The 16,149-nt window shown below is 39.4% G+C and carries 7 protein-coding genes; all 7 read right to left on the reverse strand.

The window, feature by feature from the left end; translation table 11 throughout:
• Positions 1 to 4,036, reverse strand: a 4,036-nt coding sequence (locus F6K22_RS09935; protein WP_293096539.1) for a DNA-directed RNA polymerase subunit beta', incomplete at its 3' end; no start/stop codon positions are given.
• 346 nt (positions 4,037 to 4,382) lie between these two features.
• Positions 4,383 to 6,401 carry a DNA-directed RNA polymerase subunit gamma gene (locus tag F6K22_RS09940; protein ID WP_293096542.1) on the reverse strand — a complete coding sequence of 673 codons (2,019 nt, stop codon included), beginning with the start codon at positions 6,399 to 6,401 and terminating at the stop codon, positions 4,383 to 4,385.
• Between the two features lie 62 nt (positions 6,402 to 6,463).
• Complete coding sequence (locus F6K22_RS09945) at positions 6,464 to 6,820, reverse strand: four helix bundle protein (protein ID WP_293096545.1); 357 nt, start codon at positions 6,818 to 6,820, stop codon at positions 6,464 to 6,466.
• A gap of 34 nt (positions 6,821 to 6,854) precedes the next feature.
• Positions 6,855 to 10,163: a DNA-directed RNA polymerase subunit beta gene (rpoB, locus tag F6K22_RS09950; RefSeq protein WP_293096547.1), complete on the reverse strand. Its 3,309-nt coding sequence runs from the start codon at positions 10,161 to 10,163 to the stop codon at positions 6,855 to 6,857.
• Between the two features lie 1,494 nt (positions 10,164 to 11,657).
• Entirely contained in the window at positions 11,658 to 12,440 is a 783-nt protein-coding gene (locus tag F6K22_RS09955) for a TatD family hydrolase (protein ID WP_293096550.1), read from the reverse strand.
• Between the two features lie 1,451 nt (positions 12,441 to 13,891).
• Positions 13,892 to 14,137, reverse strand: a complete 246-nt coding sequence (locus F6K22_RS09960) for a hypothetical protein (protein WP_293096553.1) — start codon at positions 14,135 to 14,137, stop codon at positions 13,892 to 13,894.
• A gap of 673 nt (positions 14,138 to 14,810) precedes the next feature.
• Positions 14,811 to 15,149, reverse strand: a complete 339-nt coding sequence (rpsT, locus tag F6K22_RS09965) for a 30S ribosomal protein S20 (RefSeq protein ID WP_293096555.1) — start codon at positions 15,147 to 15,149, stop codon at positions 14,811 to 14,813.
• Between the last annotated feature and the right edge of the window lie 1,000 nt (positions 15,150 to 16,149).

The following is a 16,149-nucleotide window of genomic DNA, read 5'->3' on the forward strand; positions in this document are numbered from 1 at the left end:
TCCAAGATGACAAATTTAGACTATTTTCCAACTCTAATGAACGCGCTGTCTGATCGTCTAAAACCACACTCTGCAAATCATCTTCCTCAAACATATCCATATCATCATCCCAATTCTGTTCCAAACGATTAATCTCTGCACTTAGGGCATCTTCATAAGCATTAAACCCAGTACCAGCAGGAATCAATCGCCCAATAATCACATTCTCCTTCAATCCCCTTAACCAATCAGACTTACCCTCAATGGCAGCCTCCGTCAACACCCGTGTAGTCTCTTGGAAACTAGCAGCTGAAATAAAGCTATCTGTATTCAGCGATGCTTTTGTAATCCCCAACAACATTGGTGTATATTGAGCCGTTGCCCCACCCGTAATAGACATCGCCTCATTAACCTGTTCCACCTGTCGCAACTCTATCAACTCCCCAGGCAACATAGTAGTATCACCACCATCATCAATCCTCACCTTAGCTGTCATCTGACGCACAATTACCTCAATATGCTTATCAGAAATATCTATACCCTGAGACTGATAAACTGCCTGCACCTGATTTACCAAGAACTTCTGACAAGCCTCAAAACTCCTCAGACAAGCCTCATAAACGCTTTCATGTTCGCGGTAATAGTTGAAGAAAGTCTCCAGAATTTCATGTGGATTTTGAGGTCCATCGGTCAGAGGTTCGCCCACCTCAACATTTTGTCCATCAGGAACAATCACATTTTGCCCATGACCTAGAGGATAATCTGTAATTGTTCCATCACTGGAGACCACGCTCACCTCCACAGTATCATCATTAACATTAACGTTAACCTGAGCTTGACCAGGATACTTGACTAAAATGCAAGACTCTTTTGGTTTGCGTGCCTCCAATAACTCTTCAATTCGAGGTAAACCCTGAATAATATCTCCAGTCTTAGTCCGCTCAAACACCAGCAGTACCAAACTATCCCCCCGTTGAACCAAATCTCCATCCATAGTCAGCAAGACCGCACCCGTAGAAACACGATAAGGTCTGCCTTTGCGTAAGATTACCTGATAACTTTCACTACCATTCTCCACTTGTAGGGGCGATTCGCGAATCGCCTCTACTTTAGTCACCATACCAGAGTTTTGAATAACAGTTCCAGGAGCGATTTCAGTACCAGCAACTAACAAATCCCCTGATGCTACAGACGGTAAAGTATTAACTGGTATTTTAATTAAATCCGCTTCTCGGACTATCAAAACACGACGAATAGCTTCCGAACCCTCTCGGATACCCCTTACCTCACCAGATTTCTTAGATAAAATCTCTGTGCGAGCCACCACAGCTCCAGCTTCGATCGTATCTCCATCTTTAACTAATAAGCGGGTACTCGTACTACCATGAGTTGTATCTGCTACCACATCCCGGCGAATGACTAAAGACTCCAGAATCACCAACTGCAAACGCATTACCCCCTCTTCCTCTGAGTCTGGTGATAATTCAATATCAGCAGCCAATTGAGGAGCCTCTTCACCAATTTCCAATACTAACTGGGTTCGCAGCAATTCTATAGCTTCTACAGATTTAACTCGTTCGCCATCCTTAAAGGGAATCCTTTGTACTGCTCGTAACTCAATGGAAGAATTAATTGATTTCTGAGAAGGTACACCAGGTTCATCAGGTACATGAAATTCAGTTACAGGTCGCAATAATAATCCAGGACCCTCTGGCGTTTCTATATATTCAATGTACTTTAACTCAGATGTTACTAACCCTGGAATTACTTCCTGTCCTGGTGTAGCAATTTGACCATCCATCAGAGTTAAATCCCCTAAATCTGTTTGATAGTCGCCACTATGTAGTTCTCCAGGCTTAATTACAACTTCTCTGAGAATATCATTTTTCTGGTGTACCTCTGCGACTCCATTAGACTGACAGAAAATATCCTTAACTATCTCTGTACCAGCTTCCACATATTGACCGTCTTCTACCAAGAGCAGAGATATATCTTTATTAACTTCATGGCATTCTTCAGGAATCCATAGCAATGTACCACCTTTTGTTACTTCGTAGCCTTGTTTAGCTTTACCACGTTTGAGAACTTCTACTCCAGCATATTTAATAATCCCACCTGTAGAAGTTTGATAATTTTCGTCTAAAAGTTCAGCGATTACTTCGTGGTTGCCAACCTTACTACCAGGAGTCACTTTTAGGGCAAACCTTTGATTATCTTGAGTCTCAATTATATACTGCTCACGGTTACCAATACTTTCCATCCGAACTTTTGCCTGGTCTAGTCGCACGCTTGCAGTAATGACTTCAATCTCACGAGGCAAATTATCATGTGCTTCGGTAGGTAGTAGGGGCGAATGGTCATTCGCCCCTACAGAAGTCGTAGTCATTAACTCTTCTGATTCATCTACTATTGATTCTTGAGCTTCTCCCGCCAAAACATTTATACCTGGTTGGTCTGTAGCACTGTACAAAGCAGAATCAGGTATCCTTACCACACCACCATGTTCAGTTACCAATTTAGTTTCAGCAATTACACTGTTAAGATTAATCTTAGTCCCATTTTTTACCATTGGTTCTGCACCTGGTGGCAGATTATATACTTCTCCTGCTAATATCCATATAAGACCACCTCTTTGAGCGATGCGAGTCGTCGATCCTTGTTTGTCTACCTTTTCTTCTTGCACCACCTGAGCAAACTTAAGTTCTCCCGCTAAGTCTGAGGCGACTTCTTTAGTTACTTTCTCAGTTGTTTTTTTGACCTGACCTACTTTTTGTACTTCTCCTAAAACCGCTCCTGCTGATACCTGCTGGTCATTTTGCACCATTAAGATAGAACCTTGAGGAATGGGTACACTGTCTTTGCGACCATCAGCTCCTAGTACGATCAGATCAAAGTTATTCTCTGCAATCATCGCCTCATCCCCATGACGAGTCCGGAATGACCTGGTACGGACATTAGATGGATACTTGACTACACCTGCAAACGACGCTACAAACTGACGCGCTACTTCCCCTGTAAATACACCTCCAGTATGGAATGTCCGCATAGTTAATTGCGTACCTGGTTCCCCGATCGACTGAGCAGCAATAATCCCAATAGCTTCTCCCATGTCAACCATATGACCGTGAGCAAGACTCCACCCATAACAACTTTGACAGACAGAACGCGGTGATTCACAAGTTAAAGGCGATCGCACAAACACCTTTTCTACACCTGCTTTACCTACTGCTTTAGCCAAGTTCTCCGTAAACACTTGATTTCTGACTGCCTGAATATCACCACTACTAACAATTTCTCCTGTTTGTGGATGTTTAACATCAGCAGCAATAACTCTACCCAACAGTCGATCTTTTACCGGAATCAAAACGCGATCGCCATCTTTCATACTTGTGACTGTCACCCCTCGCTTAGTGCCACAATCTGCTTCCCTAACTATTACGTCTTGAGAAACATCAACCAAACGACGAGTCAAATAACCAGAGTCAGCAGTTCTCAATGCTGTATCAACCAAACCTTTCCGCGCACCATAGGAAGAGATAATATACTCTGTTACAGTTAAACCCTCCCGGAAATTCGTCTTAATTGGCAAGTCAATAATTTCCCCCTGTGGATCTGCCATCAAGCCGCGCATCCCTACCAACTGACGCACCTGGGAAATATTACCCCGCGCTCCAGAAAATGCCATCATATAAACTGAGTTGAGAGGGTCAGTTGCTCGAAAGTTACGAACTACTTCATCTTTAAGATTTTCACTGGTACTATTCCAAGTATCAATTACTTTTTGAAAGCGTTCTACTTCAGTAATTTTTCCTTTAGTATAACGTTCAGTTGTATTGCGAATTTCTTGCTCTGCTGCATCTAAAAGTTGTCGTTTAGAAGGAGGTATTTGTAAGTCATCTACACTAATAGAAACTCCTGCTTTTGTAGCATAACGGAATCCTAAATCTTTCAGCTTATTTGCCATCTGTGCAGTTCTTGCTGTACCGTAATTATCAAAAGACCAAGAAATTAGCTTTTTCAGTTGACCCTTATTGATGACTCTATTATAAAAAATCATAATTAATGTATAATGGATAATGAACAATGGATAATTGCTAAGCATTCAGCTATTAGCATTCAGCAAACAGCTTTTGTCAATAATCAAGCAATTCTAAGGTTGGCTGATGACCAATTTTATTCATAACTTTTAACTCTCTTTAGAGGCTAATTCCTTCTTTGCTATGATAATAAGTTAATAACTCAAAGCTGTTAGCTGACAGCTGAATGCTTACGATAATGGATAATTAATAATTGATAATTATAAATATAGCAGTCCTAGTTTTATTGGTATCATAAATCTTGCAACATAAGCGCAGATTACTATAGTTTTCATTATTCATTATTAATTATTCATTATTAATTATTTAGAGGGCACTTTGAATTGTTTGATTGAGAATTATTCTACCAGGTGTTGTCACCACAAACTGTGTACTCACTACTCCATTACTCTCCCGAACTTGGCGAGATTTAATATAAACCTTCTTAATCTCGACCTGTTCAGTATAATGGATTCTATATAGATGATAAGTCTTCACCACCTCCCCATTTTCTAGAGTTTGCTCTGATTTCAACTCTCCCAAATTATCAGGTAATATTTTGCTATCTAATGACATCCAATAAGTCTTCAGCACTGCTTCATCAGATATCTGTTGTATGTCAGGAGGCATTTCTTCTGGTTTATCAGTTTCAATCTCTACATCAGGAGCCAACCTTAAGTATATATAAGTATGCAAGTCTAGCTGACCTTGTTCATAAGCTAAAACTACATCATCAAGGTTAGCAAAATAAAGTTCTTTACTACCCTGGAGTTTATGGTTTTCTGCCGTTAGATAATAACAACCCAATACCATATCTTGAGAAGGCGTAATAATCGGACGACCGGTTGCCGGAGACAAAACATTATTCGATGCCAACATCAATAACCTTGCCTCTGCTTGCGACTCCAGAGACAGTGGCACATGAACCGCCATTTGGTCACCATCAAAGTCAGCATTAAACGCCGGACAGACTAAAGGATGCAACTGAATTGCTCGACCTTCTACCAAAATAGGTTCAAAAGCTTGAATCCCTAATCTATGCAAAGTTGGAGCGCGGTTCAACATTACAGGATGACCATCTATCACTTCCTCTAAAACATCCCACACATTCGGGTCTCCCCTTTGAATCAGTTTTTTTGCAGCTTTGATATTATTAACTAACCCCTGACGAATCAAGCGATGAATCACAAACGGTTGAAACAACTCAATTGCCATTTCTCGTGGTAAACCACATTGATTAATGGCTAAATTCGGTCCGACAACAATTACTGAACGCCCTGAATAATCCACCCGTTTACCTAACAAGTTTTGCCGGAAACGACCCTGTTTTCCTTCGATAATATCACTCAAAGATTTCAGCGGTCTGTTATTTGCACCTACAACAGTTCGACCCCGACGACCATTATCAATCAAAGCATCAACCGCTTCTTGCAACATTCGTTTTTCGTTGCGGATAATAATCTCCGGTGCTAATATTTCCTGCAATCTTGCCAAACGATTATTTCGATTAATTACTCGTCGGTAAAGGTCGTTCAAATCGCTAGTTGCAAACCTTCCCCCATCTAACTGCACCATCGGACGCAGATCTGGAGGAATCACTGGAATTGCATCCAAAACCATCCATTCTGGTCTTGAACCTGTAGCAATAAAGTTGTCAATTACTCGCAAACGCTTGATTAACTTTGCTCGTTTTTGCCCTTTGGAATTAGCAATTTCTTCTCGTAGTTTTTCTGCTTCTGCTTCTAGCTCGAGATTTGCCAATAAAGTCTGTAAAGCTTCAGCACCAATACCAACGTCAACTCCTACTATTTCTGAATCTTCACTATAAATTTGGTCTTCAATTTCTAGCCAAACATCTTCTGCTAACAGTTGTTTATAACTTAAACTTTCGTGATTTCCTGGTTCTAATACAACATAAGCGTTGAAGTAAACAATTTGCTCCACATCCCGCAATGGCATATCTAACAAAATTGCCATATAACTCGGAATACCCTTGAGATACCAAACATGAGTTACTGGTGCTGCTAATTTAATATGTCCCATGCGGTGACGGCGGACCCGTGACTCAGTTACTTCGACTCCACATCTTTCACAAACAATACCCCGATGTCGGACTCGCTTATACTTTCCACAATGACATTCCCAATCTTTCGCCGGACCAAAAATACGCTCGCAAAACAACCCATCCATTTCTGGTTTGAGAGTCCGGTAATTAATTGTTTCTGGTTTAGTTACTTCTCCTACGACAGTACCATTTGGCAGAGTTCTTTCTCCCCAAGCACGAATTCTGTCTGGAGAAGCTAACCCAATTTTGACGTAATCAAATCTTTGTTCAAGTTTTGGCATCGATAATAATTGATAATTGATAATTGATAATTGATAATTGATAATGGATGATTGATAACTTTTTATTGGTCATTTGATTTGCTCGATTTGACAATAGTAGTCAGGAGTTTTAAGAGTTCTATACAATCTTGATTAATTGAGTTAAATCCTCTGACATCAATGTAATCTGCGTGATGTAATAGTTCTAACCAATAAAGAGTCTCATTGGCCTCTTTCAGAGCAATAGCCATTTTGTGTACAAAGTCGGCAGGACTTTCAGCGTGTTCGGCTTCGCGCACCAAAGCCCCAATTGCCGTACCACTACGAACTAGCTGCTTTGATAGAACATACTCCTGTTTCTCTTGACTAAGATATTTTGACAATTTAACAATTCGTAGTGCAAATGCAAATGATTTTTCTTTAACTACATTATTTTTCATAGTTAATTATCAATTATCCATTATCCATTATCCATTATTCTTCGTTTCCTTCACTCGATAATGATTCATATACAGGACGAGATGGTGTTCGCTTGCCTGGCAAATCTGCCATTAAATCAACCTCCACATCCTGAGTAGTACCATCATCCATAGTTTCTACTTTGTGAGCGGCAATATCCAAACATAGAGACTGTAACTCTCGCATCAACACCTTGAAAGATTCAGGAGTACCAGGTCGTGGAATTGCTTTTCCTTTCACAATTGCATTCAACGCTTCATTGCGACCCTGCATATCATCAGATTTCACAGTCAACAATTCTTGCAAAGTATAAGCAGCACCAAAAGCTTCTAATGCCCATACTTCCATTTCTCCAAAGCGCTGACCGCCTTGTTGCGCCTTACCACCCAAAGGTTGCTGCGTCACCAAAGAATAAGGTCCTGTAGAACGAGCATGAATCTTATCATCAACTAAGTGAACCAGTTTCAACATATAAGCAACTCCCACAGTTACGGGACGGTCAAATCTTTCTCCTGTCCGCCCATCATAAACCCAAAGTTTCCCTGGATGGTTCTCATCAAACGCCCAATCATTACCAGAAGTATCCCTGGCTAACTGTAACATTCGATGCACTGTTTCCCTTGACTTTTCTGCACCGTGCATCTCATCAAACGGCACACACTTAAACCGCACACTTAAAATTTCACCAGCCCATCCTAACAAGCACTCAAAAATCTGCCCTACATTCATCCGCGAAGGTACACCCAATGGATTTAAAACTACATCTAAAGGAGTACCATCGGGTAAATAAGGCATATCCTCAATGGGTAAAATTCTGGAAATAATACCCTTATTTCCATGTCGCCCCGCTACTTTATCTCCTACCTGAATCTTCCGCTTCTGAGCTACATAAACCCTGACCACCATATTTGCTCCTGGTGGCAACTCATCTCCTTTTTCTCTGGTAAATACTCGGACATCAACAATACGACCTTTTTCACCATTGGGAACTCGTAGAGAATTATCTCGTACATCCCGTGCTTTCTCTCCAAAAATTGCCCGCAACAACTTTTCTTCTGGCGGTTGGTCAGACTCTCCCTTGGGCGTGACTTTACCTACAAGAATATCCCCAGATTCTACCCAGGCACCAACCCTGATGATTCCCTGTTCATCCAAGTTCCGCAAACCATCTTCCCCTACATTAGGAATTTCCCTAGTAATTTCTTCGGGTCCTAACTTTGTCTGTCGAGCTTCAATTTCAAACTTTTCAATATGAATAGATGTATAAACATCGTCATATACTAAACGCTCACTAATCAGAATTGCATCCTCATAATTATAACCTTCCCAAGGCATATAAGCTACCAAAACATTTTGCCCTAAAGCCAACTCTGCACCTTCAGTTGAGGAACCATCAGCTAATACTTGACCGGCTATTACTTGGTCTCCCTCATATACTAGAGGTCTTTGATTTAAGCAAGTATCTTGGTTAGACCGTTGATATTTACATAGTGGGTAATCTGTTTCATTACCCTCTGTATCTATCACAGATATCTTGGTTGAGTCTACATAGCTAACTTCTCCATCCGTCCGAGTAACAACTACCATACCAGAGTCGCGGGCGGCTTGAGCTTCTAGACCTGTTCCAACTAGGGGTCTGTCTGGATTTAACAATGGTACTGCTTGTCGTTGCATATTGGAACCCATCAACGCGCGGTTAGCATCATCGTGTTCCAAAAACGGAATTAATGATGTTGCCACTGAAACGACCTGCACTGGGGAAACTGCGACATAGTCTACTTGTTGGGGACTGGTGGTGGTAAAGTCTTGTCGGTAACGTACTGGTACAACGTCTCCCAAAATTTTCCCTTCCGCATCAGTCATAATATCCCCTGGTGCTACCCGCAAATCATCTTCTGCATCTGCTGTCATGTATATTGGCGTGCGATCGCGCAGTACCCGACCATTTTCTACTGGATAATAGGGCGTTTCTATGAATCCATAAGCGTTAACTTTAGCATGGTTAGCTAGAGAGCCAATTAATCCAGCGTTCGGGCCTTCTGGTGTTTCAATTGGACAAATCCGGCCATAGTGGGAAGGATGGATATCTCGGACAGCAAATCCAGCTCTTTCTCTAGTTAATCCTCCAGGTCCCAAGGCTGATATGCGTCGTTTGTGGGTCAGCTCTGCCAATGGGTTTGTTTGGTCCATAAATTGGGACAACTGGGATGAACCAAAGAATTCTTTGATAGCTGCTACTAATGGTTTTGGGTTAACCAGTGATGTTGGAGTTAATGTGTCTGCCTCAGATACAGTCATCCGCTCCCTGATAATTCGCTCTAAACGGTTTAAACCGACTCTGATTTGGTTTTGCAGCAGTTCTCCAACACTTCTAACTCGTCGGTTTCCCAGGTGGTCAATATCATCGGTCTGACCAATGTCAAATTCTAAATTAATCAGATAGTCAATCGAAGCTAATATATCTTCTTTGGTTAATACTCGTACTGTGTTTGGTAAGTTTAACCGTAGCTTGTTATTTAGCTTATATCGTCCTACTCGCCCTAGGTCATATCTTTTCTGGTCAAAGAATCGACTGTGGAGTAGTTGTTCTCCACCGGCTATAGTAGGTGGTTCCCCTGGTCGTAATTTCCGATATAGTTCTAATAGGGCTTCTTCTTCTCCGTATTGTCCTTCTTTTTCTATGGTTTTTTGGAAATAATCGGGATGTCTCAAGGAGTCGAAAATTTCACTATCTCCTAATCCCAAAGCTTTTAGTAATACTTGGGCAGAAAGTTTGCGAGTTTTATCTATCCTGACCCAAACTAGGTCATTTTTATCTGTCTCAAATTTTAGCCACGCACCTCGGTTAGGAATTAGACTCGCATTATATGTACGTCGCCCACTTTTATCTGTCTCGGTTTTGTAATAAACTCCTGGAGAACGAACTATCTGATTAACAATTACCCTTTCAGCTCCATTAATAATAAATGTTCCCCTATCTGTCATTAGGGGTAGGTCTCCAATGAATACTTCTTGTTCTTTTATTTCCCCAGTTTCTTTGTTAATTAAGCGGGTGGGAACGTACATTTGCACTGCATAGCTGCTGTCTCGGCGTTTGGATTCTTCTACACTATATTTTGGTTGTTTTAGTTTATAGTTTTTAGCAATAAAGTGAAGTTCTAGCTTACCTGTATAATCTGTAATTGGAGAATAGCTTTCTAGTTCTTCTATTAGTCCATATTCTAGGAACCATCGAAAGCTAGCCCTCTGAATTTCAATCAGATCGGGCATATTGAAAATTTGCAGGTTACTTTGGGTATCAATGTTTAATTTTTGATGAGTCATTCTTGAGTATCCTAGTCGGAGATAAGTTTTTTTTGAGAGTCAATTTTCTGGTAAAAAATCGTGAATTAAAGTTCCACAATTTAATTTACTATTGTGGAACTTTATATATTAGTAAGCTAGTTAATATTATATTTTTATAACTGTTATCAATAACTAAATGTTTTGCCATTAGTTGTTTTATCGTAAGTTCAAGTTCATAGTTTGACTGACATAAATCTAATTTTTGCCTGTCAAACTTATTCAAGTATATGGTATCTTTTAGCCAGATTATAACTAAGGCTTTACTACTTCTTCTACAAGCAGAATTGTTTCAAGGATGATGTTTTTTTTGCTATTTTCCCACACCTTTCTCATATCTGTTTATAGTTTATGATGAGAGAATAATTTTTAACTCTTATCATAATTTATTATTTAGTATAGTGGGTTAAACTTTTACTAGACGATCATTTCATTATAAATTTCTCCTTTTTTTTTATACAATTATTTAAAACAGCTTTGTTTTTTTCACTAAAACGGTAAGTTCACTTGTTTTTTTTGTTTGCAACTTGTTTATATAAATTACGTTAGTGGTTTGTTAAAAATCTGCGAACCAAAAATTTTATCTTGAGTTAAGCTGAATCTCTGTTAATAAGTTCTATATTTTATAAATAGCTATAGCGAGAACTCTTTCCAATAAATTTCACTATTTTTTGTATATACTTGTACTTGTTTTCTAGATATTAAAATCTCATTTTTGTTTTGTGAATATAAATACTATCTCTATTATTAATCTTAATTATCATCAATAATATAGTTGAGTCTGAGGCATAAACAGTTACAATAAGGCTTTTTTATAGCTTTCATTCTAATTATGAATATCCTTGGTAAATAATCTCCTTATACATTCACAGCCACAAATTTAGTATATAGATTTACATTTGAGATATCAACATAGACTTAAACACTTGAGGTAAAAGTGGGAGTTAATAAAACACTATTTACTAATAGAAAAAATGCCCATCTCATTCGATCGATCATTTTCGTCCAAAAAAAATAGTACATATTAATATAGATTCCAGGAAAGTAAGTTCAGATATGAGTTTATGCAGAATATTCTCTTGACTATATCTACATACACAGCACTTAATATTTAAGAGCTGAACATATAATTAAACACTTGAGGAAACAGCTCATCTACCAATAGGCAAATACAGTAGATAATTCAGATAGTTTTTGCTCATACAAAAAATGGCAATATTGATTTGACAACTTACAACGAAACACTATCCTTAAAATCAAATCATCAATTTACTCCTTTAATATATGTGGAAGCTCAGTTATTAAAAATGATTTGATTTAGTTACCAGAGAATTCTATTGTAATATAGATTTTATCTTTCTGTAATCTCCCTACTCTAGCTCCACATCTTTCTTGTACATATTTCCATCCAATTCACTGCAACGATGACCGTATGGTATTATATCTTAAACCATTGACTTCCATGAATTCACTTTTTTAGGATATAGAAAAGCCAAAGAGTTGACAAGCATTTTTGCTGGTTTGTGCTGCTAGACTCTCGAATGTCACGCCTCTAAGTTCAGCAACTTTTTCAGCCACATATTTTACATAAGCAGGTTCGTTGCGTTTGCCCCGCTTTGGCACTGGTGCGAGAAATGGACAATCTGTTTCTACTAACAGGCGATCGTCAGGTACTATTTTAGCTGATTCTTGAATTTGTATAGCATTTTTAAATGTTACAATTCCACTAAAGCTAATATAAAATCCTAAGTCTAAGAACATTCTAGTTTCTTCTGGAGTACCTCCCCAGCAGTGCATAACCCCTCTGACCAATCCTTGATTTTCTTGGAAATCATACAAAATCTTTGCCATTAAGGTAGCGGCATCACGACAGTGGATAATTAATGGCTTGTTAAGTTTTTGGGCTATAGTTAGCTGCTGTTCAAAAACAAATTTTTGTTGCTCTTGATTGTCTGCTTTGTAAAAATCTAATCCTGTTTCACCTATGGCTACTACTCTAGGATCGGATTTGGCAAACTCTTGAATTTGATTAGCAGTGCTAGATGTCCACTTTTGAACATCTAAGGGGTGTAAGCCAACTGCATAAAAAAGTTCTTGAAAGCGATCTGCTATGGCTTTTATCGCAAGGAACTCCTGTGGTTCCACACAAGAGTGAACTAAGTGAACTACTCCTGCTTCTTGCCAACGTTGGCGGATTTCTTCCAAGTCAGAATTGAATACGTCAAAGTTAATGTGGACGTGAGTATCAATTAGCTGCATTTGGCTTTCCTAGTTAATTTGACTAATCCCCGGACTAAAGTCACGGAGATATATGAGCAGTTGAGCTGCAATGGGTTAAAACCTCCTTGTTCCACACCTAGATAGATGTCACTAGACAAATGGTTCAAGTTGTGAGTCGCGCAATTGCCCCTCCACAAACTTTGATATACTGGAGATTACCACCAAATATATTGGGCTTACTATAATTGATGTACATTTTTTGCTGAGTATTTTTACCCAAGGGTCTGCCTTTGACATCCTCCCAAATTTGTGCTTTAGTGAGAAAGTGAAATTCCTAAACCTCATAACCCGCGGTTTCTCTTGGCTCTTACAGAGAAGCTATCTTACGGAATTATCTGCAAACGCTTTTGATGTCGCGCAGCGAAACATAGCACATGAATCAAAGGTCGAACCTCTTTTCGTTATTAATGGTTTATCTACAGACTGAAACTGCCTGCCAAGCCGCCTTATTTATCTTAGCAGCCTTACTGTGATAAGTGCAACACTGATTGGTCTTTCTCCCGAAGCTGCCTTTCAGGAGATGGTTGGTCTTTGACTAACTTTATAGTAATTTATTTTTGATAAAAATAGCACAGTAAAGCTAAAGTTGTCAAGCATAAATAGTTAACTCATTTTCATCCCCGCTCGTGCATAGAGATTACTCTGAACTACTTTTTGAGGATATAGTGACAAATATATGATTATTATAGTTGTCGTTTGATCGCATAAAAAATTTGGGAAACCCCTGATATGTAAACCTTGTAGGCATTTCCCACTCAACATAATTGAAATAATTACTCTGTCTAGGTTTTAGAGATTTTTTCCATCTATTTAGCGACAAGTGTATTGAATTCCTCTAACTGAAAATTTTGTTTCTCAAAGTTATTTTTGGCAATCACTCAATATGTCTTTCAGATAGTTTCATCGTTAAATTGGTTCAATTTTAACTTAGCTACAATTTTCTCTGTCTTTATTTTTTTAAGCTTTTTACTTCATAAACTTCGACCGTAAAAAGAGTTGAGCATGGCAATTAAGTCTTCAATGAACTGATATCCATTCTCTTCCATATTATTAACAATTTATACATTTTTCCCTAGGTCTTTTAAGCATATTTCTAGATAATTTGTCTCAAATCTTTATAGAAGGTCTTTGATCGTAACGTTGCTCGAAGACCGACGCTCTTCTGAAAGGGAGCATCATAAACAACGAAGAGGAATCAATATTGCATTTTGACCAGAAATTTTACTAGCCTACATAAGGCTACCGATACGGCAGTTTATAGAACCCATTTGAGAGATTCTTACCTAATCATCAGCCCAATCATTTTCTGGGTCCGATCATTAATTAGCATAAATAGTCCTCACTCAGCCATTACCTAAAGGAGAACAAATTTCCTTTGAACCAATTCTCTTCTTAAAAAGAAGAGGTAATTATTAATTATAAATTATTAATTATTGAAATAGCCCGAAATTGCTTGATATACTAGCTACTTTTTGACATCCTCCTGACGTTATGCTTGAGCGACAACGCGTGATTCCTAAACACCAGGATTTAGGTTTGTGCTTCTGGGCACCTCCCTCCAAGGCCGAACCTTTTTCTGGTCTTACGGTCGCTCCTAAAGACTTGCCAGCGCGGTCTTTGGCGTCTCCCCCATGAGCGACTGGCGCTGAAACTGCCATCCAGGTAGCCAGATTCATACTAGCACAATGCAAGTTCCAAACCGCAACATATGAGGTTTTCCAATACAATGATCCCCTCCCCCTCTTTGAAAGCTATGCTTTATCAACATCTTTCTTCAGATAAAACGTGGACATTATATACAAGTTATGTTTTAGCCTTTGAGATGCTTTTTATGGAGAAAAGTGTATTGAATTAGACATTTTTTTGAGCACTACAGACTAGATTCTCACTTCCCACACCCCCCACACGGACTAATCTCCCCACAAGGACTACAAGGTTTTCAGGAGTTCCTGATCAAGGATAGCTTTCACTCGTGGGGCTAGGGGGGATGGAAAGCGCCAGTCTTCAACCAACGTTAAGATAAGCTAATTTAACTTGACAAAGATACCAAATGGTTTATGTAGGGAAACCGTAGGATTCGCCATGTACTGTAAGCCGACCGTAATGCCCAAAACAGGAAAATGCCTTGGAGTCAGGTGTTATTTTTCGCTGCGCGACATGAAAAGCGTAGCTACGACCCAGGAGGCAAGAGGCAGCAAAAATTAAGTATTGATGCTTAGGAACTTCCCTTTGTCCCACAACCGCGACCTAGGTAAGGATGTCAATTTAGACAATCAATACATTGTAGTTATGCTAAACTATAACAGAACCTAACTTCTGCCTAGGATCATTAAACTACTGGAATTGCCTTTAAGAAGCTACAGAACCATCTGTTACTACAGACTCTGGCTGACTTTTTTCGGCCATTAAATGTCTTTTGTAAAATCTAGCTAATCTAGCCTTTTTGCGAGAACCATTATTTTTATGTAAAACACCACGTTTCACAGCTTTATCAATTTTACTGTAAGCTTTTGACATCCGTTGCTCAACTTCTGTCTTTAATTCATCTGTGGGATTGGAGGCATAGTTTTCAACAGCAGTGAAGTATTTTTTCATCAAAGTCCTAAGTGCTGATTTATAGCTTTTGTTCCGCAGACGGTTACGTTCAGCAACTTGGATGCGTTTAATAGCAGACTTAATATTGGCCATAGTTTACTTTGTATCTATCATATATATAATTAATTAGGGTTTTACATCTTGCCGATGCCTTTCATCTCCCCCTAGTTTTGATCTCCGTTATCCGTTACAGCCTAAAGGATCTTAATATTGCGGGGAATTCCGCCCATTACCATGACATTGTAAGTTGAACGGTTTATGTTTCACTCTCACCAGCGCTGATAAATTTTCTCTGTTTGAGTCTTGAGGTTTCTCCAAAGTAAGTTACCAAACTTTAGGGTCTCTTCAGTCACAGCTAATCTAGTTTACAAAATATCTCCCTATCTTAGCATTTATTTTGTCAGCATGCAAGGTATTCTGCCAATCGAAAAAAAGTTGGCTACAAATCAGTTTTATGTTTTACCTTGTATTGGACTGACACGACTAAAAATGTAGGCCATTGTGGAACGAAGTATTAGGGGAGCTTATCTGTAGGATTAACCAAGGAAAACCCCTGGGAATGTTGGGTTACCCAGGCGAGAACCAAGCTACTGGCGCCTCAAGACTAAAATTGTGGGTTAGGGAGCAACCGAGAAGACCTCTCCCCTAACCCCTCTCCTGCAAGGAGAGGGGAGATTTTCCCCGCCCTTCCCTACAAGGAAAGGGGGTTGGGGGGTTAGGTTTTTTAACCCACATTTTCAAGCTTGACGCGCCACTACTATACTGACACAGCTAAAATAGTGCATTAGAATAGTCAGTGTAATTTTTGCCCTAGCAAGGTTTGGCAAATTTTCCTAAAGCAACATTTAAGGCGTGTCAGTCCACTACGTTCGGAGACCCAACCTACTGGAGTGACATATCTAAAATTGTGGGTGACTATACATTGTTCAATACCTTTCACCGACTAGATTATAGCTGTCTAACACACCCTACTAGACTGACACAGCTAAAACTGTGCAATAGATTTTTGTATATAGATGTCTTTTTCTCCCCACCCCCCCCACACTCCCCACACTTCCCACCCTCCCCATCTAATGCACCATTTAAGGTGTGT

Source organism: Okeania sp. SIO2F4, from assembly GCF_010672385.1.
Lineage (GTDB): Bacteria > Cyanobacteriota > Cyanobacteriia > Cyanobacteriales > Microcoleaceae > Trichodesmium.